General features: G+C 67.2%; 25 protein-coding genes and 3 pseudogenes. 19 read left to right on the forward strand and 9 right to left on the reverse strand.

Features of this window, described 5'->3' with window-relative positions; all coding sequences use genetic code 11:
• The first annotated feature begins 5 nt into the window (after positions 1-5).
• Together BFF94_RS16920 and BFF94_RS16925 are read left to right on the forward strand one after the other, a co-directional pair.
• Positions 6-908 (forward strand): LysR family transcriptional regulator, encoded by a 903-nt coding sequence (locus BFF94_RS16920; protein WP_128844853.1) that lies wholly within the window; start codon positions 6-8, stop codon positions 906-908.
• A gap of 55 nt (positions 909-963) precedes the next feature.
• Positions 964-1,146, forward strand: a pseudogene (locus BFF94_RS16925) (sugar transporter); the annotation flags it as partial.
• Between the two features lie 55 nt (positions 1,147-1,201).
• On the opposite strand, the gene BFF94_RS16930 reads toward BFF94_RS16925, so the two are convergent.
• The 3 genes from BFF94_RS16930 to BFF94_RS16940 all read right to left on the reverse strand — a co-directional run bounded on the left by BFF94_RS16930 (position 1,202) and on the right by BFF94_RS16940 (position 5,136).
• Positions 1,202-2,371, reverse strand: a complete 1,170-nt coding sequence (locus BFF94_RS16930) for a helix-turn-helix domain-containing protein (RefSeq protein ID WP_246637347.1) — start codon at positions 2,369-2,371, stop codon at positions 1,202-1,204.
• A 150-nt stretch (positions 2,372-2,521) separates the two neighbouring features.
• The gene (locus BFF94_RS16935) at positions 2,522-3,649 is read right to left on the reverse strand and encodes an NAD(P)-dependent alcohol dehydrogenase (protein WP_128844857.1); all 1,128 of its coding nucleotides are present in this window, start codon (positions 3,647-3,649) and stop codon (positions 2,522-2,524) included.
• 14 nt (positions 3,650-3,663) lie between these two features.
• A complete protein-coding gene (locus tag BFF94_RS16940; protein WP_219139574.1) occupies positions 3,664-5,136 on the reverse strand; it encodes a benzaldehyde dehydrogenase in 1,473 nt (490 codons plus the stop codon).
• Between the two features lie 676 nt (positions 5,137-5,812).
• Here BFF94_RS16940 and BFF94_RS16945 point away from each other — a divergent pair.
• The 11 genes and pseudogenes from BFF94_RS16945 (at position 5,813) to BFF94_RS16995 (ending at position 14,362) form a co-directional block, all read left to right on the forward strand.
• Positions 5,813-6,949: a muconate/chloromuconate family cycloisomerase gene (locus BFF94_RS16945; protein WP_128845007.1), complete on the forward strand. Its 1,137-nt coding sequence runs from the start codon at positions 5,813-5,815 to the stop codon at positions 6,947-6,949.
• 51 nt (positions 6,950-7,000) lie between these two features.
• On the forward strand, positions 7,001-7,936 hold the full coding sequence (catA, locus tag BFF94_RS16950; protein WP_128845005.1) for a catechol 1,2-dioxygenase: 936 nt from the start codon (positions 7,001-7,003) through the stop codon (positions 7,934-7,936).
• A 110-nt stretch (positions 7,937-8,046) separates the two neighbouring features.
• Entirely contained in the window at positions 8,047-9,405 is a 1,359-nt protein-coding gene (locus BFF94_RS16955) for a Rieske 2Fe-2S domain-containing protein (protein WP_128845003.1), read from the forward strand.
• A complete protein-coding gene (benB, locus tag BFF94_RS16960; protein WP_128845001.1) occupies positions 9,402-9,890 on the forward strand; it encodes a benzoate 1,2-dioxygenase small subunit in 489 nt (162 codons plus the stop codon). Before BFF94_RS16955 ends, benB begins: the two co-directional genes overlap by 4 nt.
• Before the next feature lie 40 nt (positions 9,891-9,930).
• A complete protein-coding gene (gene benC / locus BFF94_RS16965; protein WP_128844999.1) occupies positions 9,931-10,953 on the forward strand; it encodes a benzoate 1,2-dioxygenase electron transfer component BenC in 1,023 nt (340 codons plus the stop codon).
• Positions 10,950-11,726 carry a benzoate diol dehydrogenase BenD gene (gene benD, locus BFF94_RS16970; RefSeq protein ID WP_128844996.1) on the forward strand — a complete coding sequence of 259 codons (777 nt, stop codon included), beginning with the start codon at positions 10,950-10,952 and terminating at the stop codon, positions 11,724-11,726. The genes benC and benD overlap by 4 nt, the downstream gene beginning before the upstream one ends.
• A 72-nt stretch (positions 11,727-11,798) precedes the next feature.
• Entirely contained in the window at positions 11,799-12,197 is a 399-nt protein-coding gene (locus BFF94_RS16975) for a RidA family protein (RefSeq protein WP_219139575.1), read from the forward strand.
• 156 nt (positions 12,198-12,353) lie between these two features.
• Positions 12,354-12,547, forward strand: a pseudogene (locus BFF94_RS16980) (porin); the annotation flags it as partial.
• Positions 12,548-12,659: 112 nt separating this feature from the next.
• Positions 12,660-13,043, forward strand: a pseudogene (locus BFF94_RS16985) (glycoside hydrolase family 15 protein); the annotation flags it as partial.
• A gap of 149 nt (positions 13,044-13,192) precedes the next feature.
• The gene (locus BFF94_RS16990; RefSeq protein ID WP_128847924.1) at positions 13,193-13,723 is read left to right on the forward strand and encodes a low affinity iron permease family protein; all 531 of its coding nucleotides are present in this window, start codon (positions 13,193-13,195) and stop codon (positions 13,721-13,723) included.
• Between the two features lie 156 nt (positions 13,724-13,879).
• Positions 13,880-14,362: a DUF1641 domain-containing protein gene (locus BFF94_RS16995; RefSeq protein ID WP_128847926.1), complete on the forward strand. Its 483-nt coding sequence runs from the start codon at positions 13,880-13,882 to the stop codon at positions 14,360-14,362.
• Between the two features lie 157 nt (positions 14,363-14,519).
• On the opposite strand, the gene BFF94_RS17000 is transcribed toward BFF94_RS16995, so the two are convergent.
• On the reverse strand, positions 14,520-15,230 hold the full coding sequence (locus BFF94_RS17000) for a response regulator (RefSeq protein ID WP_219139576.1): 711 nt from the start codon (positions 15,228-15,230) through the stop codon (positions 14,520-14,522).
• A 441-nt stretch (positions 15,231-15,671) separates the two neighbouring features.
• On the opposite strand from BFF94_RS17000, the gene BFF94_RS37925 reads away from it, so the two are divergent.
• The gene (locus BFF94_RS37925; protein WP_246637349.1) at positions 15,672-16,175 is read left to right on the forward strand and encodes a hypothetical protein; all 504 of its coding nucleotides are present in this window, start codon (positions 15,672-15,674) and stop codon (positions 16,173-16,175) included.
• Positions 16,142-16,420, forward strand: a complete 279-nt coding sequence (locus tag BFF94_RS17010; protein ID WP_246637350.1) for a hypothetical protein — start codon at positions 16,142-16,144, stop codon at positions 16,418-16,420. The genes BFF94_RS37925 and BFF94_RS17010 overlap by 34 nt, the downstream gene beginning before the upstream one ends.
• A gap of 130 nt (positions 16,421-16,550) precedes the next feature.
• Here the strand turns inward: BFF94_RS17010 and BFF94_RS17015 are convergent, their stop codons facing one another.
• From BFF94_RS17015 to BFF94_RS17025, 3 genes are all read right to left on the reverse strand, one after another.
• Positions 16,551-17,090, reverse strand: coding sequence for a GNAT family N-acetyltransferase (locus BFF94_RS17015; protein ID WP_128847930.1), 540 nt, complete (start codon positions 17,088-17,090; stop codon positions 16,551-16,553).
• A 380-nt stretch (positions 17,091-17,470) separates the two neighbouring features.
• The gene (locus tag BFF94_RS17020; protein ID WP_128847934.1) at positions 17,471-17,692 is read right to left on the reverse strand and encodes a hypothetical protein; all 222 of its coding nucleotides are present in this window, start codon (positions 17,690-17,692) and stop codon (positions 17,471-17,473) included.
• A 67-nt stretch (positions 17,693-17,759) separates the two neighbouring features.
• Positions 17,760-18,023 (reverse strand): HPr family phosphocarrier protein, encoded by a 264-nt coding sequence (locus BFF94_RS17025; protein ID WP_246637351.1) that lies wholly within the window; start codon positions 18,021-18,023, stop codon positions 17,760-17,762.
• A 417-nt stretch (positions 18,024-18,440) separates the two neighbouring features.
• Here BFF94_RS17025 and BFF94_RS17030 point away from each other — a divergent pair, with 417 nt between their 5' ends.
• Entirely contained in the window at positions 18,441-18,785 is a 345-nt protein-coding gene (locus BFF94_RS17030; RefSeq protein WP_128847938.1) for a zinc ribbon domain-containing protein YjdM, read from the forward strand.
• A 37-nt stretch (positions 18,786-18,822) separates the two neighbouring features.
• Positions 18,823-19,659 carry a spermine/spermidine synthase domain-containing protein gene (locus tag BFF94_RS17035; RefSeq protein WP_128847940.1) on the forward strand — a complete coding sequence of 279 codons (837 nt, stop codon included), beginning with the start codon at positions 18,823-18,825 and terminating at the stop codon, positions 19,657-19,659.
• A gap of 32 nt (positions 19,660-19,691) precedes the next feature.
• Here the strand turns inward: BFF94_RS17035 and BFF94_RS17040 are convergent, their stop codons facing one another.
• Both BFF94_RS17040 and BFF94_RS17045 read right to left on the reverse strand, forming a co-directional pair.
• Positions 19,692-19,877 (reverse strand): ribbon-helix-helix protein, encoded by a 186-nt coding sequence (locus BFF94_RS17040; RefSeq protein WP_021158209.1) that lies wholly within the window; start codon positions 19,875-19,877, stop codon positions 19,692-19,694.
• Positions 19,878-19,964: 87 nt separating this feature from the next.
• A complete protein-coding gene (locus BFF94_RS17045) occupies positions 19,965-20,723 on the reverse strand; it encodes a YoaK family protein (protein ID WP_128847980.1) in 759 nt (252 codons plus the stop codon).
• Between the two features lie 214 nt (positions 20,724-20,937).
• Here BFF94_RS17045 and BFF94_RS17050 point away from each other — a divergent pair, with 214 nt between their 5' ends.
• Both BFF94_RS17050 and BFF94_RS17055 read left to right on the forward strand, forming a co-directional pair.
• Positions 20,938-21,288, forward strand: coding sequence for a hypothetical protein (locus BFF94_RS17050; RefSeq protein WP_128847982.1), 351 nt, complete (start codon positions 20,938-20,940; stop codon positions 21,286-21,288).
• The gene (locus BFF94_RS17055; protein ID WP_128847942.1) at positions 21,285-21,497 is read left to right on the forward strand and encodes a twin transmembrane helix small protein; all 213 of its coding nucleotides are present in this window, start codon (positions 21,285-21,287) and stop codon (positions 21,495-21,497) included. The genes BFF94_RS17050 and BFF94_RS17055 overlap by 4 nt, the downstream gene beginning before the upstream one ends.
• The last annotated feature ends 108 nt before the right edge of the window (positions 21,498-21,605 follow it).

Genomic DNA, 21,605 nt, shown 5'->3' on the forward strand with positions numbered 1-21,605 from the left:
CCGCCATGTTCAACCGACTCGACATCCTGAAGATCTTTTCCGCGGCCGCCGCGGCGCCCACGTTCCGCGAGGCGGCGACGCGTCTCGGCGTGTCGCCGCAGGTCGTGACGCGCGCGGTGCGCGAGCTGGAGGAGATGCTGGGCGAAACCCTGTTTCACCGGACAACCCGGCGGATCCGGATTACCGCCTTCGGGCAGTCTTTCGCGCGTGACGCGCAGGCGGCGCTTTCCGCCGTCGACGGGCTGTTCGGGCCGGTGGCCGGCCAGGCCGACGAGCCGGTCGGCGTCGTCCGGATTACGGCGCCGTCAGGCATGGGCCGTCGTTACGTCCAGCCGGTCCTGAACGATCTCACGCAGCGGTATCCGGGGCTCGTGCCAGATCTGCGGCTGTCGGACGTGCCGTCGCCGGTGGTCGACGAGCAGATCGACATCGGCGTGCGGGTCGGGGCGATCGGCGACAACCGCTTTGTCGCGCGCATGGTGGGGCCGTTGCCGATGTGGGTCGTCGGCGCGCCGTCGCTGATCGAGCGGTTGGGCGCGCCCAAAAACCGCAAGGAACTCGAATCGATGCCGGTCACGTGCCTGATCGACCGCGCGAGCGGTCGCGCGTGGCCGTGGATTTTCCGGGGAGAGCAACAATTCAAACCCGCGTCGCCAGCCTATCTGACGGACGACGCCGAGGTGGAGGTCGAGGCCGTGTGCGCGGGGGCGGGCTTCGGCCAGTGCTCGGAGTATCTGGTCCGGCCTTACATCGACGACGGGCGCCTGGTGCGCTTGCTGCCCGGCCTCGAACCCGAACCGTGGAAGCTGCACGTCTATCGGCCGCGGCGCGGCCCGATGCCCCGTCGTATCAGGGTGGTGTACGACGAACTGGTGGCGAAGCTCGTGCAGGCGACGTGGCGAGGGTAGTCGGTGCGGCCGGGGGAATCGGCGCAGGCAGTCAAGGCAGGCGCGGCGCGATCGTTCGGCGGCGACGGGGCTGTACAACGTCGGCATCGGCATCGGCGCTGGCGTGCTCCTCGGCAACCATATCGCCGGCGGCTTCGGGCTGCCCTGGGTCGGCACGTTCGACGGCGTGGCCGGCGCATGCGCGACCGCGATCGCGTGGCTCGCGTTGCGGCTGCATGAGAGGCGGGCGGTGGCGTAGCCCGCGGCGTCCCGCCCGTGACACGGCGTCACGCCGCGTCACCCGTGATGCCGCGTCAATGCGGCCTGTCGTTCCTGATGCCCGCCGCATCGAGCTGCCTGAGCTTCGCGTACAGCGTCGTGCGCGAGATGCCCAGTTGCCGCGCGGCGGCCGATACATTGCCGTCGTGCTCGTCGACCGCTCGCCGGATCGCGTCGAGCGACTGCTCGTGCAGGCTGGCCTGCGCGCCGGCAGCCAGCGCCGTGCCGCACACGTCGGCGGCTTCTTCGAGCGCATCGGATTGCCGCGGCATCGTCGCCCGATCGAGCGGCGCGCGCATGGTCCGCACCCACACGTGACTGCCGTCGTCGCGCGCGATCCGCTGCGGCGTGCGCGCCGGTGTCAGCAAACGACGCTGCTGCGCGGGCGTCGCGCCGGGAAAGAGTTGCCGGAGATCGCGCGGCCCGAGCGGCCCTGCGGGCGCGAGGTCGAGTATCTGCCGCGCGAGCCGGCTCGCCGCGCGCACGCGGCCCGCCTCGTCGAGCGCGACGACACCCGCGAGCGGCGTGCCGAGCCAGCGCGGATCGTGTTGCACCTGCAGCAGATGGCAGTCGCGCAGCATCGCATACAGCCGCTGCTCGGCGGACAGCGCCGCATGCCGGAACTGTTCGCGCAGTTGCACGACATTGCGCCGGCCGACGCCGGTGATGTCGAGCGCGCCGATCACTTCGCCGTCGAAGCCGACCAGCGGCACCGCGAGACAGTACACCCGCGACAGCTGGTCGAGATAGTGCTGGGCGCCCGCGACGACAGCCTCGGCGCCGTCGTGAATCACGCAGCTCGGCGCGGTCGTGCCGATGTTCGGTTCGACGATCCGGCGCCCGGCGACGATCGGTGTCAGCAATGCGTCGTCGCACTGCGGGCTGCGCCGCGCATGGACGATCGTGCCGCGCGAATTGGCGCAGAAGATTGCCCATTCGCTGCCGCCGAACGCGGCCCATAGCTGCTCGATCTCCTGCGCGACGCAGCGGGTCAGCCGCCGGTCCGCGCGCGATTCGTCGAGTTCGCGCTGCATTTCATAGCGAGCGGTTTGCCACGGCCGGAGCCCGGCGTCGCGCGAACGCAGCCACGAGCGCGCGACGTTGGCCGGCAACGCCGTTTCCGGCAGCGGCTCGCCCGCCGCGAAGCGGGCGCGAAGCCGGTCGAGGTCGACCGGCCGTGAGGGGGATTCGGGTGCCGTCTTCACGCTGCGTTCCATTTGGGGTCGAATGTCCTGGCCGGGCGTGCCGGCCCGGCGTGTCGCGCGAATGCGTAATATAGCCCGGTGCCCGAAGCGGGGTATTTTCCCGAAAGCGGGGGCGCCGCGCCCCGCCGGGCGGCCCCGGCGCCCCGGCGCTCAGTGCGGCAAGCGCAGGATCGGCTTGAGCGTGATGCCGTTGCTGCTGTCCTCCGCGGCCTGGTTGATCTGTTCGAGCGGATAGAACTTCACCAGCCGGTCGAACGGAAACCTGCCTTGCAGGTGAAGCTGGACGAGCTGCGGAATGAACGTCTGCGGCACGCTGTCGCCTTCGACGATGCCGCGGATCGAGCGGCCTCCGAGCAGCAGGTTGTTGACGTCGAATTCCGCCTTGGTGCCGAGCTTCGGCGCGCCGACCACGCCCATCGTGCCGCGCGAGCCGAGCGCTTCGATCCCTTGCGACAGCACGGCGGGCAGCCCGGTCGATTCGAGCGCGAAGTCGACGCCGCCGCCGGTGATCTCGCGGATTGCGTCGACGACGTCGACTTCCTTGCTGTTGATCGTGTGCGTCGCGCCGAGTTCGAGGGCCAGCGCGAGCCGCGACGGCACGACGTCGATGGCGATGATGGTCGTCGCGCCCGCGACGCGCGCGGCCATTACGGCGCTCATGCCGACCGCGCCCGCGCCGAAGCTCGCGAAGCTGCTGCCCGGGCGCACCGCGAGCGAATGGATCACCGCGCCGGCGCCGGTCTGGATCCCGCAGCCGAGTGGCCCAAGCAGTTCGAGCGGCGCCTCTGCCGGCACCTTGATCGCGTTGTTCTCGCGCGCGAGCGCGTAGCTCGCGAACGACGATTGCGCGAAGAAATGATCGTGCAGCGGTTGACCGTGTTCGTCGCGGATCGCGGTCTGCCCGTCGGCGTCGACGCCGCCGAAATTCAGCGCGAAGAAATGCCGGCAATACGCGCCGTGACCGACGACGCAGGACGGGCAGTGGCCGCACGCGCCGTAGGTGAGCACGACGTGGTCGCCCGCGGCGAGCGTCGTCACGTTCGGGCCGACCGCCTCGACCACGCCGGCGCCCTCGTGACCGAGCACGGCCGGCAGCGGCACCGGGAAGTACTGGTCGCGCACGATCAGGTCGGTGTGGCACAAACCCGTCGAGACGACGCGCACCAGCACCTCGTCGCCGCGCGGCGCGCGGATGCGAGCGGCTTCGATCGAGAAGGGCGCGCCGGCGGCGCGCACGACGGCCGCGGTGATGATGCGTGTATCGTTTTCCGTGTACATGTTCGGTCTCCTTGTCAAAGCGGATACAGCGGTGCTTCACCCTTGATCGTCAGCCACTGCCACTGCGTGAACTCCTCCCAGTTTGCGGCGCCACCGATGCTCGAGCCGTTTCCCGATGCGCCCACGCCGCCGAACGGGTTGATCGCCTCGTCGTTGACCGTCTGGTCGTTGATGTGCAGCAGTCCGGTGTTCAGGCGCTCGCCGATCCGGAGCGCGCGGCCGATGTCGGCGGACAGGATCGCCATCGACAGCCCGTATTCGCTCTGGTTCGCGAGCGCGATCGCATCCTCGTCGGTATCGAACGGCACGACGACCGCGACCGGCCCGAAAATCTCTTCGTCGAACGCCGGATTGCCCGGCGCGACGCCGCTCAGCACGGTCGGCTCGAAGAACAGGTCGCGATGGCCGCCGCCCGTCTCGACACGCGCGCCCGCACGGCGGGCCGCGTCCACCAGGCTCGCTGCATGGTCGCGTTGCGCGGCATTGATCAACGGGCCGAGGCCGACGTCGGCCGTCGCGGGATCGCCGACGCGCAGGCTTTGCGCCTTCTCGACGAGCTTCGCGACGAAGCGGTCGTGAATGCCGCGCTGCACGAGCACGCGGCCGGTCGCCATGCAGATCTGGCCTTGATGCAGATACGCGCCCCACGCGGTATTGGCGACGGCGCGGTCGAGATCGGCGTCGTCGAGCACGATCAGCGAGTTCTTGCCGCCGAGTTCGAGCGATACCTTCTTCAGGTAGCGGCCGGCCGCCTCGCCGACCTTGCGTCCCGCCGCGGTGGAGCCGGTGAACTGGATCATCGCGACGTGCGGATCGGCGACCAGCGAGGCGCCGGCCGCGCCGTCGCCGGGCAGCACATGCAGTACGCCTTCCGGCAAGCCGGCGAGCTCGAACACGCGGGCGATCGCGACGCCGCCGCAGACGGCGGTGCGTGGATCGGGTTTCAGCACCACGGCGTTGCCTAGTGCGAGCGCCGGCGCGACCGCACGCATCGCCAGGTACAGCGGGAAATTGAACGGCGAGATCACGCCGACGACGCCGCGCGGGCGGCGGCGCGCGAGCGACAGGCGGCCGGCCGCCGACGGCAGCACTTCGCCGGCCGCGCGCGACGGCAGCCCCGCCGCTTCGTGCAGCGCCTTGATCGTGACGGACGTTTCGAACGACGCCTTCGCGCGCGTCGATCCGCTTTCGCGCACGAGCCAGTCGACGATCGCATCGAAGTGCGTTTCCGCGACGGCCGCCGCGCGGCGCAGGACGGCCGCGCGCTCATCGTACGGCAGGCCGAACCACGCGGGCTGCGCGCGATACGCGGCGGCTGCCGCGTCGGCCACCGCCACGCCGTCCGCGAGGCCGATGCGGCCGAGCGTGCGGCCGGTCGCGGGCTCGATCACGTCGGCCGCGTGCGAACCCGCGTGCCAGCGTCCGTTGAAAGTCTTGCCGCGCCATACGTCGGCGTCAAACAGTGCCGTGTTGCTGCTGCTATTCATGTAGGCTCCAGAGGGAATTCCGACCCGCCGGATCGCGGCTTGCACCGCCTGACCGGCATGCCCGCGAAGGTAGGCGGGCACGGCGAAACCGAGCTATCCGGGTTTGTTCCCACCCGCCGCGCCCGCACCGGCCGGTGGCCACCTGCGTGCACGTGTGCGGAAACTGAACACGCGTCGCGCGGCCGGCGCGAGCGGTGCGTTGGTGACTCGCTCACGACGGGGCTGCCCGTCGTCGAGCGAAACGGCCGGGATCGCCACGCTCGCCACGCGTATCGGCGGCGATCGTTGCCACGGCTCGCGTGCCGGCGTACGAGCTTTCCGACCGTCATTCGCCGCAGTCGAAGTCGAAACCGGATGGTCAGTCCCGCCGTTTTTCCCTAAGGAAAACCCTGATCCGCCCGTGCCGGCGGCTTGTTTCAGCCGGATTCACGGGCCCGGGCAGCCACCGCATCACGCGCCCGCGCAAGCCGTGCCCCGAGCGCACGGGACCCCGCTCCAGAAAGCCTCCCGGCGCGGCTACCTAACCAAAAAAGTATGGTGCGCTGCAATATTCCGCGTATTCAGTCGCATTTCAATACCTGCCAGGTATTGAAATCCGCGACCAAAAGTATTGGACGCTCCATTTCCCCGGCGCGTATAAATCCGTCCCATGAACTCCCCACACGCAGCGTGCCCCATGTCCTCCGTCACCGTCGAACGCATCGAAACCCGTCTTGTCGACCTGCCGACGATCCGTCCGCACAAGCTGTCGGTCGCGACGATGCACGGTCAGACGCTGATGCTCGTGAAGGTGATCTGCAGCGACGGCGCGACGGGCATCGGCGAAGGCACCACGATCGCCGGCATGGCGTACGGCCCCGAAAGCCCCGAGGCGATGAAGCTCGCGATCGACACGTATCTCGCGCCGGCGATCGTCGGCCGGGACGCGACGCGCGTCCAGACGCTGATGGCATTCCTCGGCAAGCTCGCGAAGGTCAACCACTTCGCGAAGAGCGCGCTCGAAACCGCGCTGCTCGACGCGCACGGCAAGCGGCTCGGCGTGCCGGTCAGCGAACTGCTCGGCGGCCGCCGGCGCGACCGCCTGCCGGTTGCATGGACGCTCGCTTCCGGCGACACGGCAACCGACATCGCCGAAGCCGAGCGGATGCTCGACCTGCGCCGCCACAACGTCTTCAAGCTGAAGATCGGCGCGAAGGCGCTCGACGCGGATATCCGGCACGTGGCCGAGATCAAGAAGGCCGTCGGCGATCGCGCGTCGGTGCGCGTCGACGTGAACATGGCGTGGAGCGAAACGCAGGCCGCGCGCGCGATTCCGGCGCTGGCCGAGGCCGGCTGCGAACTGGTCGAGCAGCCGGTTGCTTCGGCCGCGGCACTCGCGCGCCTGATGCGCCGCTTCCCCGTCGCGCTGATGGCCGATGAAATCCTGCAGGGCCCCGACAGCGCGTTCGACATCGCGAAGCATCACGGCGCGGATGTATTCGCGATCAAGATCGAGCAGAGCGGCGGCCTCTTTGCCGCGCAGCGCGTGGCCGCGATCGCGGATGCGGCCGGCATCGAGCTGTACGGCGGCACGATGCTCGAAGGTGCGTTCAGCACGGTTGCCTCCGCGCACCTGTTCGCGAGTTTCGCGAACCTGCAGTGGGGCACCGAACTGTTCGGGCCGCTGCTGATCACGGAAGAGATCCTGACGCAGCCGCTGGACTACAGCGAATTCGAACTGACCGTGCCGGACGGCCCCGGTCTCGGCATCGAGCTCGACGAGGACAAGGTCAGGCGTTTCACCCGCGACGGGCTGACGAAAGTCGCGCGGTAGTCCGAGTCAGGCAAAGCCGTCATTCCCCCAAATACACGTGGAGACACCATCATGAGCGTCAAAGTTTTCGATACCCGCGAAGTGCAGGACCTGCTGAAGGCCGCGTCGAACGCCGGCGGGAACGGCGGCAACGCGCGGACGCAGCTGATCGTCCAGCGGCTGCTCGGCGACCTGTTCAAGGCGATCGACGATCTCGACATCACGCCCGACGAAGTGTGGGCCGGCGTCAACTACCTGAACAAGCTCGGCCAGGACGGCGAAGCGGCGCTGCTCGCGGCCGGCCTCGGCCTCGAGAAGTATCTCGACATCCGGATGGATGCGGAGGACAAGGCGGTCGGCCTCGACGGCGGCACGCCGCGCACGATCGAAGGGCCGCTGTATGTGGCGGGCGCACCGGTGCGCGACGGCGTCTCGAAGATCGACCTCGACGCGGACGAAGGCGCGGGCCCGCTCGTGATCCACGGCACGGTCACGGGCCTCGACGGCAAGCCGGTGGCCGGTGCGCTGGTCGAATGCTGGCACGCGAACTCCCACGGCTTCTATTCGCACTTCGACCCGACCGGCGCGCAGACCGATTTCAACCTGCGCGGCGCGGTGAAGACGGGCGCGGACGGCAAGTACGAATTCCGCACGCTGATGCCGGTCGGCTACGGCTGCCCGCCGCAGGGCGCGACGCAGCAGTTGCTGAACGGCCTCGGCCGCCACGGCAACCGCCCGGCGCACGTGCACTTCTTCGTCGACAGCAACGACCACCGCAAGCTGACGACGCAGTTCAACATCGACGGCGATCCGCTGATCTGGGATGACTTCGCGTACGCGACGCGCGAGGAACTGATCCCGCCCGTGGTCGGGAAGACCGGCGGCACGGCGCTCGGCATGAAGGCCGATGCGTACCAGGACATCGAGTTCAACTTCGTGCTGACGCCGCTGGTGCAGGGCAAGGACAACCAGATCGTCCACCGCCTGCGCGCAGCCGCGACGGCCTAACCGCCCGACGGCGCGGCGCGCATGCGCCGCCGCCCGGGTCCCCGCGAGATTCAAACGATACCGATGCGAGCGTGCTTGCAGGACGCGGCACGCGCATGGGAGGAGCCAACATGTCCGCCACGATCGACCACACCAACGAACTGGATCACCTGCTCGCCACCGCCGTGCAGGACGACAAGGAGGCCGGCATTTTCCGCTGCCGCCGCGACATCTTCACGAATGCGGAACTGTACGAGCTCGAGATGAAGCACATCTTCGAGGGCAACTGGGTGTATCTGGCGCACGAAAGCCAGATTCCGGACAACAACGACTACTACACGACGTGGATCGGCCGCCAGCCGATCGTCATCACGCGCGACAAGACCGGCGAGCTGCACGCGGTCATCAATGCGTGCGCGCACAAGGGCGCGATGCTGTGCCGCCGCAAGCACGGCAACAAGGGCAGCTTCACGTGCCCGTTCCACGGCTGGACCTTCTCGAACACCGGCAAGCTGCTGAAGGTGAAGGACGAGAAGACGACCGAGTATCCGGTGCAGTTCAACACGCACGGCTCGCACGACCTGAAGAAGGTCGCGCGCTTCCAGAACTATCGCGGCTTCCTGTTCGGCAGCCTCAGCGCCGACGTGCTGCCGCTCGAGGACTACCTCGGCGAAGCGCGCGTGATCATCGACCAGATCGTCGACCAGGCGCCGGACGGGCTCGAAGTGCTGCGCGGCAACTCGTCCTACATCTACGAAGGCAACTGGAAGATGCAGATGGAGAACGGTTGCGACGGCTACCACGTGAGCACCGTGCACTGGAACTACGCGGCGACGATGGGCCGCCGCAAGGAAGACGGCACCAAGGCCGTCGACGCGAACAGCTGGAGCAAGTCGGTCGCGGGCGTGTACGGGTTCGACCACGGCCACATCCTGCTGTGGACCAAGACGATGAACCCCGAAGTGCGGCCCGTGTACCAGCATCGCGACGAGATTCGCGCACGCGTCGGCGACGTGCAGGCCGACTTCATCGTCAACCAGACGCGCAACCTGTGCGTGTACCCGAACGTGTTCCTGATGGACCAGTTCAGCACGCAGATTCGCGTGGTGCGGCCGCTCGGCGTCGACAAGACCGAAGTCACGATCTTCTGCTTCGCGCCGAAGGGCGAGAGCGAGGCCGACCGCACGGTCCGCATCCGCCAGTACGAGGATTTCTTCAACGTGACGGGCATGGGCACGGCCGACGATCTCGAGGAGTTCCGCGCGTGCCAGGCCGGCTATGCGGGCATCACGGCGATGTGGAACGACCTGTCGCGCGGCGCGCCGCTGTGGGTCGACGGCCCGGACGAGAACGCGAGAAAGATGGGGCTGAACCCGCGCATCTCGGGCGAGCGCAGCGAGGACGAAGGGCTGTTCGTGTGCCAGCACGAACACTGGGTGCATGTGATGCGCGATGCGCTGAAGAAGGAACGCGGGGAGGTGGCGGCATGAACATCGATTACCGGACCATTTGCGCCGCGCTGTATCGCGAAGCGCGCCTGCTCGACGATCGCCAGTGGGACGAGTGGCTGACCTGCTACACGGACGACGTCACGTACTGGATGCCCGCGTGGGACGACGACGATCGGCCGACCGACGATCACCAGCGCCAGATCTCGCTGATGTATTACCCGGATCGCGGCGGCCTCGAGGATCGCGTGTTCCGGATCAAGACCGAGCGCAGCGGCGCATCGACGCCCGAGCCGCGTACCAGCCACAACGTGACGAACGTCGAGGTGCTGGCCGAACGCGACGACGAGGTGGACGTGCGCTACAACTTTCATACGCTGAACCACCGCTACCGCGTGACCGACCATTTCTTCGGCACGATGTTCGTCACGTTGCGCCGGGCGGGCGACGCGCTGCTGATCTCGCACAAGAAGATCGTGCTGAAGAACGACTACATCCGGCAGGTGCTCGACGTCTACCACGTCTGACGCCCGTTGCTTTGTCATGAAAGGAAGTGGAGGTGATCGCATGTCCAGCTACAGGATTGCACTGAATTTCGAGGACGGGGTGACCCGCTTCATCGACTGCAAGGCCGGCGAGAAGGTTCTCGACGCGGCCTTCCGCGCGAAGATCAACCTGCCGATGGATTGTTCCGACGGCGTGTGCGGCACCTGCAAGTGCCGCGCCGAAAGCGGCAGCTACGATCTCGGCGACGATTACATCGACGATGCGCTCACCGAGGACGAAAAGGACGGCGGCCTCGTGCTGACCTGCCAGATGGTGCCGCAAAGCGATTGCGTGATCGCGGTGCCGACGTCGTCGGTCGCGTGCAAGACCGGGCAAAGCGGCTTTGCCGCGACCGTGACGAAGGTCGAGCAGCACAACGATGCGGCCGTCGTGCTCGAACTCGACGTCGGCGCGGCCGCGCCGGTGTTCCTGCCGGGCCAGTACGTGACCATCGACGTGCCCGCGAGCGGCCAGCACCGTTCCTATTCGTTCTCGTCGGCGCCGGCCGACGCGAAGGTCAGCTTCCTGATCAAGAAGATTCCCGGCGGCGTGATGAGCACGTGGCTCGAATCGGCGCAGCCCGGCGACAAGCTGGAGCTGCACGGGCCGCTCGGCAGCTTCTACCTGCGCGACGTAGAGCGGCCGCTGCTGTTCCTCGCCGGCGGCACCGGCCTCGCGCCGTTCCTGTCGATGCTCGAGGTGCTCGCGCGCAGCGGGTCGCGGCAGAAGGTGCATCTGATCTACGGCGTGACGCGCGATCTCGATCTCGTGCTGGTCGATGCGATCGAGGCCTACGCGGCGACACTGCCGAACTTCAGCTTTGCGACGGTCATCGCGGACGCCGAATCGAACCACCCGCGCAAGGGCTGGGTCACGCAGCACATTCCGGCCGATGCGCTGAACGACGGCGATGTCGACGTGTATCTGTGCGGGCCGCCGCCGATGGTCGACGCGGTGCGCAAGTACTTCGACGACGAAGGCGTGAAGCCGAACAGCTTCTACTACGAGAAGTTCACTCCCAACGTCACGGCAAAGGCGGCATGACCATGCAACGATTCTCCGGCAAGGTCGTCGTCGTCACCGGCGCGGCGCAGGGTATCGGCCGCGGCGTCGCGCTGCGCGCGGCGGCCGAGGGCGGCAGGGTGCTGTTCGTCGATCGTGCGGCGTTCGTCGCCGAGGTGGCCGCCGAAGCGCCGCAGGGCGAGACGGCCGGCTTCGTCGCCGATCTCGAAACGTACGAAGGCGCGCATGCGGCGATCGCGTGCGCCGTGCAGACGTTCGGCGGCATCGACATCCTGATCAACGGCGTCGGCGGCGCGATTCGCATGCGTCCGTTCGCCGAGTTCGAGCCGGCACAGATCGACGCGGAAATCCGCCGTTCGCTGATGCCGACGCTCTATACCTGTCATGCGGTGCTGCCGCACCTGATCGCGCGCGGCGGCGGCACGATCGTCAACATCTCGTCGAACGCGACGCGCGGCATCCGCCGCGTGCCGTATTCGGCGGCGAAGGGCGGCGTCAACGCGCTGACGGCGGCGCTCGCGATGGAATACGCGGAGCACCGCATCCGTGTCGTGGCCACCGCGCCGGGCGGTACCAGTGCGCCGCCGCGCCGCGTGCCGCGCAATGCAGCGGGCGACAGCGAGCAGGAACAGGCTTGGATGGGCGAAGCGGTGCGGCAGGTGACCGAGTCGACCTTCCTCAAGCGCTACGGCAGCCTCGACGAGCAGATCGCGCCGATCCTGTTCCTCGCGTCCGACGAGGCGAGCTATATCACCGGCACGGTGCTGCCGGTCGCGGGCGGCGATACGGGTTGAGCGGCGCGCCGCTTGCCCGTGCTCATCGACAAACAACCGGCCGGCGCGAAGACGCCGGCCACGGAGACATCCATGCGTGAACGCAAAGCCATCGTTCCGGCGGGAATGGAAGCGGTGTACGAGAAGATCGGCTATGCGCCGGGGCTGAAGGTCGGCGATACGCTTTATGTATCCGGCCAGATCGGCCGCGATGCGGCGCTGCAACTGGTCGAAGGCCGCGAAGCGCAGATCGTGCAGGCGTTCGAGAACCTGAGGCTCGTGCTGGACGCGGCCGGTGCATCGTTCGGCGACGTGGTCGACCTGACGACATTCCATACCGACATGCGCGACCTGCCGTTGTTCATGCAGGTGCGCGACCGCTACCTCGATGCGCACCCGAAGCCGGCGTGGACGGCGGTCGGCGCGCACATGCTGGGCGGTTCGCCCGGCTATATCGTCGAGATCAAGGCGGTGGCCGTGCTGCCGGACTGATCGCGTCGTTGCATCGCCGTCCGGCGTCCGCTCAGGCGTGCAACGCCGGATCGTCGCGTTGCGCCGCCGGCAAATACGCGATCCCGTGCTCGTCGGACAGGTCGTAGATGAGCCGCAGGTCGACGGCGGCGTCCATCACGTCAATGTGCCGGGCCAGACGCGCGTGCGACGCTCGGCGCGTTGCGCGGCACCTACTTCCTGTCGAAGCAGACGGCCTCTACCTGCAGGGCGCGTACCTCGCCAACAGCGCGCACGCCGCATTCACGATCAGTGCCGGCGGCGGCGGCACGACGCCCGCACCGGGGCAGAACCAGGTCGGCGTGATGGCCGGCATCCGGCACATGTTCTGAGCGGATCGCTTCGAACCCGCACCAGGCGGCGGGCGCGATCGGGTTCGGCAAGCACAACGGCCCTTGCATTACAGCCCGGTTGTAAATAGGGCACCGGTGTCCGGCTTGTGCGCTGACCGGGATGCTCGACGCGCGCGACCCGCGCGTCGTCGCGACGGTCGCCGCGATCGAACGGGAGCTGGTCGACGACGGCTTGCCGTTCCGTTATCGTCCGCCGCGTTTCGAGGACGGTTGCGAAGGCGACGAGGGCGCGTTTGTCGCGGCCGGGTTCTGGCTCGTGCAGGTCTACCGGATGCAGGGGCGCGACGCCGACGCGCACGCGCTGTTCGAGCGGCTGCTCGGCTTGCGCAACGACGTCGGGCTGCTCGCCGAGGAATACGACGTGAAGGCGCGGCGCATGTGCGGGAATTTCCCGTTCACGCTCGCGCAGGTCGGGCTCGTGAACGCGGCGCTCGCGCTGCAGGGCGACGAGCGGGACGATGACGGCATCGGATAGCGCGTCGCGTCGCGTTACGTCACATCACGCAAACCTTTCGTCGGCATCGTGTAAACATCGCCGGGCATGCGACATGCTCGTGGGTGGACGGCGCGTGCATACGGGAGCGAACCCCGCGCCGAGATCGACAGTTGCATCCGGGAGGCGCCATGCGCGAAACGAACGATCCTTCCCGCATCCGGCAGGATGCGGGCGGCGAACCCAGAGCCGATGTCGCGGCTGCGTACCGGCCGCCCCGGCACCCCGTCACGCGCGCCTTCGAACGCTTCGCGTCGCACGTGACCACGTGGGCCGGTTCGCCGGTCGCATTCGGCAGCGCGGTCGCCGTCACGGTGCTGTGGCTCGCCACCGGGCCGGTATTCCACTATTCGGATGCCTGGCAACTCGTCATCAATACCGGGACGACGATCATCACCTTCCTGATGGTGTTCCTGCTGCAGCGCAACCAGAACCGCGACAGCGTCGCGCTGCACCTGAAGCTCGACGAGCTGCTTTCCGTCACGCGTGCGGCCAGCGACCGGCTGATCGGGATCGAGGACGCCTCGGAGGAAGAGTTGCGCGCAATGGCACAGAGCTACCTCGACATGGCGAAGCGGGTGGCCGCGCGGGAGGACGAACCGGATGCCGGTGACGAACGCGAAACCGGCGAAGACCGGCCTGAAACCGGGCCGGCGTCGTGACGTGCGCGCACAACGGAACGGCGCCTGCGGGCGTGACGACACGACCGGGTTGTTCCGGGTATCGCCGGCGGCGCGATGAGAGGCGAAATACACGAAATCGGCGCGCATAGGACTGTTTTCCTGACGGCAACCTGGCGCCCCATCCGGAGAAAACCGATGACCGAACGCGAGCCCCCCGACACGACGCCTCCGCACGCGGAGCCCGGTGCGCACGACGCACTCGAACACCTGCTCGGCAGCCTGCACCGGCATGGTTTCCTGCATTTTGCGAACGAGGTCGTCAGCGCGAACGCGCGGCTGGCCGACACGTTCATCGATGCGCTCGACAAACCGGGCATGCAGAGCGGCATGCAGAACCTCTCGGTGCTCGTGTTGGCCCTGTCGCGCATTCCACCCGAACAGTTCGGCAAGGCCGTGTTCGCGGCGGCCGATGCGCTGCACCACGTCGGCGCGTGGCAGCCGGCGCAGCACGAACACGTCGCGCCCGGCGTGCGCGGCGCGTACCGGTTGCTGCACGACGAAGCGCTGTGGGATGCGCTGACGCCGTTGCTCGAAGGCTTGAAGGTGTTCGCGCAAGGGCTTGCGCGCGATCCGGAGACACCCGCTGCCGCGCCCGGCGACAAGACGACGGGCGCGTGACGGTGTCCGGTTGCGGGCCGGCCTCGAGGTGCTCGACGCCGAACGGCAATGGTCGTAGCGGTGCACACGCGCAATGGCCGGTGGGCAGTCGATCGACGCGTGCGGTCGTGTGCCGCACGCGTGGCGCACGACGCGACGCGTCAACACGTATGCGGCGTTATTCCCACGCGTGCTTGCTGAACTGATAGCCCTTGCAGCGGATCGTCTTGATCCGTTTCGGCTCGCTTGCATCGTCACGCAGTTTGCGGCGCAGCTTCGAGATGCGGCCGTCGATCGAGCGATCGAGGCCGTCGAACGCGATGCCGCGCAACAGCAACGTCAGGTCTTCCCGGCTGACCACCTCGCCTGCGCGGCAGGCAAGGGCCCACAGCAGGTCGAATTCGGTTGAAGTCAGGCGAGGCGCGCTACCGTCAGGAAGGCGAATCTTGCGATTCGCCCGGTCGATCGAAAACTTGCCGAACTCGAATCGCTGGGGCGATTCCGGCGCGCGGTCGGCCGGACGCATGCGGGTCCGCCGCAACTGCGCCTTGATCCGCGCGAGCAGAATGCGTGGCTCGACCGGCTTGCGAAGAAAGTCGTCCGCGCCGAATTCCAGGCCGAGCAACTCGTCGAACTGTTCGTCGCGGGCCGTCACCATGATGATGACGCCGTCATATTGCAGGCGTGCCTCGCGGCAAATCTCGAAGCCGTCCTTGCCCGGCAGGTTGATGTCGAGCAGCACCAGGTCGGGGCGACTCGCGACAATCGTCGACACCGCATCGGTGCCGTCGAACAGGGTGTCCACCTCGTATTGATGGTTGCGCAGATAGTCCGCGATCAGCGCGGACAAATGGATGTCGTCTTCGACGAGCAGGATTCGGATGGGCATCGCTAAACGAGGGGGCAAAGCGGGAAAACGGCGAGCGGTCAGGCCCAGTCCGAACGCGTGTCAGCCGAAGCGAGGCGGATGATACTGCGCAACATTCCGACGGAATGTGCCGAAATATGGATCGTTCGGTGAACCTATCCATACGGCGATCCCCGCGGATTGGCGGAAAAGCGAATGGATGGCGATGTGGAATCGTGTCGACGGCGAACGGCCCGAAATTCGACCGAAAATGTTCGGCGCGAGAGCTGGCGCGAAGCGGCGGGGGATGCGAGACAAAACATCCTTCCGACGAAAACGTTTGCGAAAAAAACCGCGGTCGTGAACGTCGCTCATGCTGGCCAAGCCGAGGCCAGGCAAGGTTACTCGACATATCATTACAAAATATTACCGACGTGGCGGTGTATCGCTCCCTACAATCCTCGCACCTGGCAGGCGTGTACGATGCGCGGGGATTTCTCGCTGTTTCCGATCGTGTTGCCTGCCGGGTTTGACGAAGCGTTTTGCTGTACTACGCATGCCCGGCAGGCAAGCGGGCGGTACGACGTACTGACGGGGGGAGTTGAAATGACGCCGTTGCAAGTCATCCGGAGTCTCGACGCGCTCACCGACGCGATCGAAGTCGCGGTCGCGCGGGCCGACTGGAGCGAGGCCGTCCGGGCCGCCGACGCACGTTCAAGGTTCGTGATTGCGCTTGCGCCCGGTCAACCGGATGAGGTGCTTGCGGCGCTCGGCAGAATGCAGGAGATCGACGTGCGGATCTCTGCCGTCGCACGGGAAACGCTGCATGCGCTTATCACCGAGGGCTGGATTGCGTTGTACGAAACCAGGCTGGCGACGAACGCGTTGAAGGCGACACGGAAATCGCCGGGGGCGGGCGCCGAGATGTCGCCATGCGCTTCCCGTGCCGATACATGGTTCGCTTCTCGCGCGGCAACGCGACAGTGATATCCGTTTCTTTTGGTGGTGACATGCAATTCAGAAAACGCGCCGGTTATGTCGATGCAACACGATGGTTCGTCGAGGGCGACCATGATCGGGTGGAGCGCCGTCAAGGCAGGTGGGCGGTCGCCACGCCGGAAGGTTGGCGTCCGGTGAATCCGGGTGACTGGATCCTGCTCGATGAAGGCGGAAACTGCTGGCCGATGGACAACAGCCTCTTCATGCACTTCTACGAACCGGTAGCGGACTGATCGGTTCGACGAAGGCCGGAGCGAGCCGGATGCGAACGATCGACGCACGCCCCGGGTAACGGATGGAGCGCGGCCAGATCGCCCGCGCCCGAAGCGGATACGACGCTGCCGCGATAACCGGTTGCCGCGCCTACCGGCACGCGCGCGAAAACAGCAACGAATCCGCGTCGTTGAAGCGCATGCGCACCGGTTCGCCATAACCGGCCTTTTCCGCCACCCGGATCGACGCGACATTCGTCGGCGCGATCAGGCACACGCTGCGCTCGAACCGCTGCTGCCCGTCGAGCCATGCGAGCGCGGCCGCGAGCGCCTCGGTCGCATAGCCCCTGCCGTGCGCCCAGGTCGCGAGCGCCCAGCCGGCTTCCGGCACGCCGCGAATCGACGGCTCGATGTTCCGGTGGAAATCCGCGAAGCCGAGATCGCCGACATAGCGGCCCGACACCTTCTCGCGAATCGCCCAGTAGCCATAGCCGAGCAGCGGCCACAGCCCGCGATACGCGAGCATGCGCATCCACGAGTCGCGCGGCGCCGACGGCTCGCCGTTGAAGATGTGCGCGACGACGTCCGGCTCGGCCCACATCGTGGCGAGCGCGTCGAAGTCGCCGGGCGGATGGCCTTCGAGGACGAGGCGCGGCGTGTCGAGAACGGGCGGGGAAGAGACGAGCGGCATCGCGGTTTCCGGAAGAAGGGTGAATGCCGGGCGGCTGGATCGTCGGCACGTCGACGCCGCGCTGCCGCAGGTTGTCGTCCACGGCCGGAGCGGCGCCCGTATCGGCGATCGGCATGTCGAGCGGCTCGACGCTCGCGAGCGCGGACAGGTTGCGCTTCATCGGCTTCGACGCGTCGGCGACTGCGATCACGCGGCCGGCACGGCAGGGCGCCGAAATCATATCAAAACCCCTGCCGGCGCGAGCGAGGGCAATAGCGATGGTTCGCGCAGCCTGTTCGCCAGCCGATCGGGCCGTGCAACGCCGATGCCGGCACGCATTCGCAACGGCCTGCAATCGTCGGCATCCGGCACCGGTGCGGGCCCGGCCGTGCGCCGGCGATCTACTTCCGGCTTTTCAGGAAGGTCCGCCCTGCGGGCGTGATCGACGCGCCGGAGCGGCCGTGCACGGGATGGCTGACGAAGCCCGCGCTGACGAGTTCCCGCGCGATCGACCAGCCGAGCGCCGGCGCGTCGCGTCCGTAGCGGACGTCGGCGAGGCGTTCGAGCGCCCAGATGGCGGACGCTGACAGGTCCGGGGCGTTTGACGTGAAGTTGTCGCTCATCGCTTCCTCGTGGATTGGAGATTCAGGGTGGGCGGCACGCTGCCGCGACATCGCGTGGCGCACGGGGTCAGCACGCTTGCAGCAACGGCAGCAGCGCGTGCAGTGCGGCTTCCTCGTCGGGCCCGGTGGCCAGCACCTGCGCGGACGTGCCGCCGTGCACCTGCAGCGACGCGACGGCCGTGCCGTCTTTCGCGTTGCCGCTGTACCCGTTCGCGATCAGCAGGATGTCGCTTTCGAAGCGGCGTGCCGCGTCGACGGCTGCGTCTCGCGCGGCGCGGCCGCGATTGCGGTTCCACGCGGGGCCGATCTGAACGTACACAACGGTTGCCACGATGCTGGAAAGCCTCCGGACAGGTGGTCGGGATCGGTACGCGGCGCGGGGCCGGCAACGCACCGGGCCCGCGCGAAACGCGGTTTCGCGACGCGTGTTATGGACATCGGGCGGCCGGACTTTCGCGATTTGCCGCAGGGTCGCGGAGCACCGGCCGGGCGGTCGAGGCTCGTTATCCGGCGCGAACACGCCGGCATCCTCACTGAAGCCGCTTTCAAGTTCGCTGAATGTCGCGAAGTCGACGATTATAATGCATCGGCCGGATCATGTGTATTGCATTATAATGCCGTGTGCGCCCATACCGGCCCGCCGCTCCGTCGGCGGGCGTGCCCGGACCGCACTCGACCGGGCGCGCAGCCTGCTTGCCCGGCATTTTTTCGACCGACCCGACCCGACTCTTCTCGAATGGAAGCTGCAATGAACGCCGCCCCCGCCTGCCCGCAATGCGCGATGGAAAACACTTACCCGGACGGCACGCTGACCGTCTGCGCGGACTGCGGCCATGAATGGTCGGCCGGCGCCGGCGCCGAAGCGGGCGACGAACCGGCGGGCAATGTCGTCAAGGACGCGAACGGCAACGTGCTGTCGGACGGCGATTCGGTCGTGCTGGTCAAGGATTTGCGCGTGAAGGGCTCGTCGATCACACTGAAGATGGGCACCAAGGTCAAGAGCATCCGGCTCGTCGGCGGCGATCACGAAGTCGATTGCAAGACCGACCTGGGCGGCTTCATGCTGAAGGCCTGCTACCTGAAGAAGGTCTGAGCACGCACGATTGACGTTTCCATCCGACTAGCCGCGCATGGCCGAAGATCGCACTTCCTACGAAGCGTTCGTCAAATTCCTGGCGACGCCGCTGACCGACGGCAGGCCGTTCGTGCTGGAGACGCAGCATGCGCTCTCGCTGCACTTCGATCATTTCGGCACGCAGAGCTTCATGTCGCTTCGCGATCCGCTCCGGCTCGAACTCGGCTATACCCGCGTGATGATGGGCTTCCTGCTGCTGCAGCCCGAACCTGCGCACATCTGCATGCTCGGGCTCGGCGGCGGCTCGCTCGCGAAGTACTGCTACCGGCACCTGCCCGGCGCGGCGATCGACGCGGTCGAGATCAATCCGGACGTGATCGCGTTGCGCGATGTGTTCAGGATTCCTGCCGACGATGCGCGGTTCACGGTGGTGTGCGCCGATGGCGCGGATCATCTGGAACGGGCGGATGTCCGGACCGACGTGATCCTGCACGACGCGTTTGTCGCCGACGGCATGCGGGGCCGGTGCATGGGCGCCGCCTTCCTCGACGCGTGCCGCGCGCGCCTGGGCGAAACCGGCGTGCTGGCGATCAACTTCATGGATGACGATCCGGCGCTGCCGCAGCACGTCGAGCAGTTGCGATCGGTGTTCGGGGCGTCGTATGCGCTGGTGCCGTGCGGCGACGACAATAACTTCGTCGCGTTCGCATGGAAAGACGGCCGCCGGTTGCCGTCGCTGCGCATCCTGCTCGAGCGCGCGCTTGCGTGCGCCCGGGCCGGCGAGCTCAAGCTGGCGGCCACGGCGAGGCGCATGAAGGCAGGGGAATGCGTCGATCCGCGGCGGCTGGTCCGGCGTACGCAATCGCACGAACGATGGGAAATCGGCGCGTAGCCGGCGCCGCCGGCGCGACCTGTCCGGCCGCGTTACTTCACCCGCTTGCCGAGTGCGCTCTTGGTCTTGTACGTTACGCCGTGCCGGTCGAGGTACTCGCGGATCAACTGCCGCACGACTTGCGACGGCGTGAGATCCTGCTCCGCGCAGAGCATCTCGAAGGCTTCCTTCTTCGCGGGGTCGATCAGGACGGTCAGGCGGGCAGTTTTCGTTTCCATTACGGGGCGAGGGTGGTCGGTATGTTAATCAAATTATAATCGATCCGCTTACGGCGCCGCGGCCGGATGTGCCGCCTTCGCGTGCGATCAGCGCCTGTCGCGGAGCAACGCGAGCAGGTCGTCGATCACGGGCACGATCGCGAGCATGACGAGCAGCGCGGCGAGCGGCACGGTCGACACGTAGCCGACATGCTTGAAGCCGATCGCGCCGGCCAGGCCACCGACGAAGAACGACGCGAGCATCGTGCCGTGAATCCCCAGTTTCGAGCGGTTGGCGATTACCGCATGCGCGTCGACGTCGATGGCCGACCGGTTCCAGTAGAACAGCTTGCCGAGCTCGATGCCGAGGTCGGTCACGATGCCCGTGATGTGCGTCGTGCGGATCTCCGCGCCCGACAGCTTCGTGATCGTTGCGTTCTGCAGCCCCATGATGAAGCACAGCAGCGTCACGGTCACCGGCACGAAGAACGTTTCCCACAGCGCGAGGTGGCTGCCCAGCAGCCCGAACAGGAGCAGCAGCGCGGACTCGACCAGCAACGGCAGCATGAACTGGCTCTGCAGGCCGCGGCGGCGCCCCCAGTTGACGAGGATCGCCGAGCAGCTCGCGCCGACCAGGAACGCCCCCAGCGAGCTGATGCCGGCCAGCGCGAGCCGCACGTCGCCGAGCGCCGTCTGGTCGGCGATCGCCGACACGATGCCGCTCATGTGCGACGTGTACTGCCTGACCGCGAGGAAGCCGCCGGCGTTGGTCGCGCCGGCGACGAACGCCAGCGAAAACCCGAGCTGACGGTTCGCGGTCGCGCTGCGGTGTTTTCCCGTCAGGTTTCGAAAGTACTGCGCTGGCATAAGGGCTTCGCTCAATCGCCGCGGATCGCGGGTACGGACTGGAAGACCGGTGCCGGACGGCAGGGCGGGCACGCCGCCTGCGCCGGATACCGGGTTCTCGAATCATGTGATGACCATGATAATGTCATTATCATACTCTGTTAGCCGGATAGGGCTTTCAGTACAATGGCGTGCCGCACGGCCCGCGTTCGCGACGACTCCGACCCACCGCTTCATGACTCCGACCAAGTTCATTCTTCGCTATACGGCGATCCCTTTCACGGCCATCGTGGCCGTGGTGATCTGGACTGCCATCCCATCGTCGAAAGAGATCGATGCGCGACAATATGCGGCGCTGTCGCGCGCGTACGCGAGTTTCCCGCTGCCGTTCCGGCACGAGATCTCGGAAGCGATGGACCACGGCCGGATCAACGACCGGCGCTACCAGACGCTCGTGCGCGATTCGCTGGGCAACGGCGTCGCGCTGGATTGGCCGGCGTCGGGCGTCGGCGGCATCGCCGACGAACGGCAAAAACTGGCCGAACTGATTGAGGCCGATTCGAATCTTCAAAGGCAACGGCAATGAAAACCCTGCTGGTTTCTGTGGCATTCGCGCTGATCATCGCAAGCCTGATCTTCGCGCTGTATTTCATGAATCACGATCGCGGCAAGTCCAAGCGGATGGCATGGTCGCTCGCGGCGCGCGTCGGGCTGTCGGTCACGCTGTTCCTGTCGCTGCTGATCGCGTACAAGTTCGGCTGGATCGAGCCGACCGGGCTGCCGATCGGGCGTTGAGCGGGCCACGCCCTGTTGCATGCGGGGCGTTTCCGGAAATGCAAGTTTCAGTCTGAAATAGATGTGTTGTGATAAGAATACTTATCTCAATGGCACGATTGCCGGCTC

Origin of the sequence: Burkholderia catarinensis (assembly GCF_001883705.2) — a bacterium.
Lineage (GTDB): Bacteria > Pseudomonadota > Gammaproteobacteria > Burkholderiales > Burkholderiaceae > Burkholderia > Burkholderia catarinensis.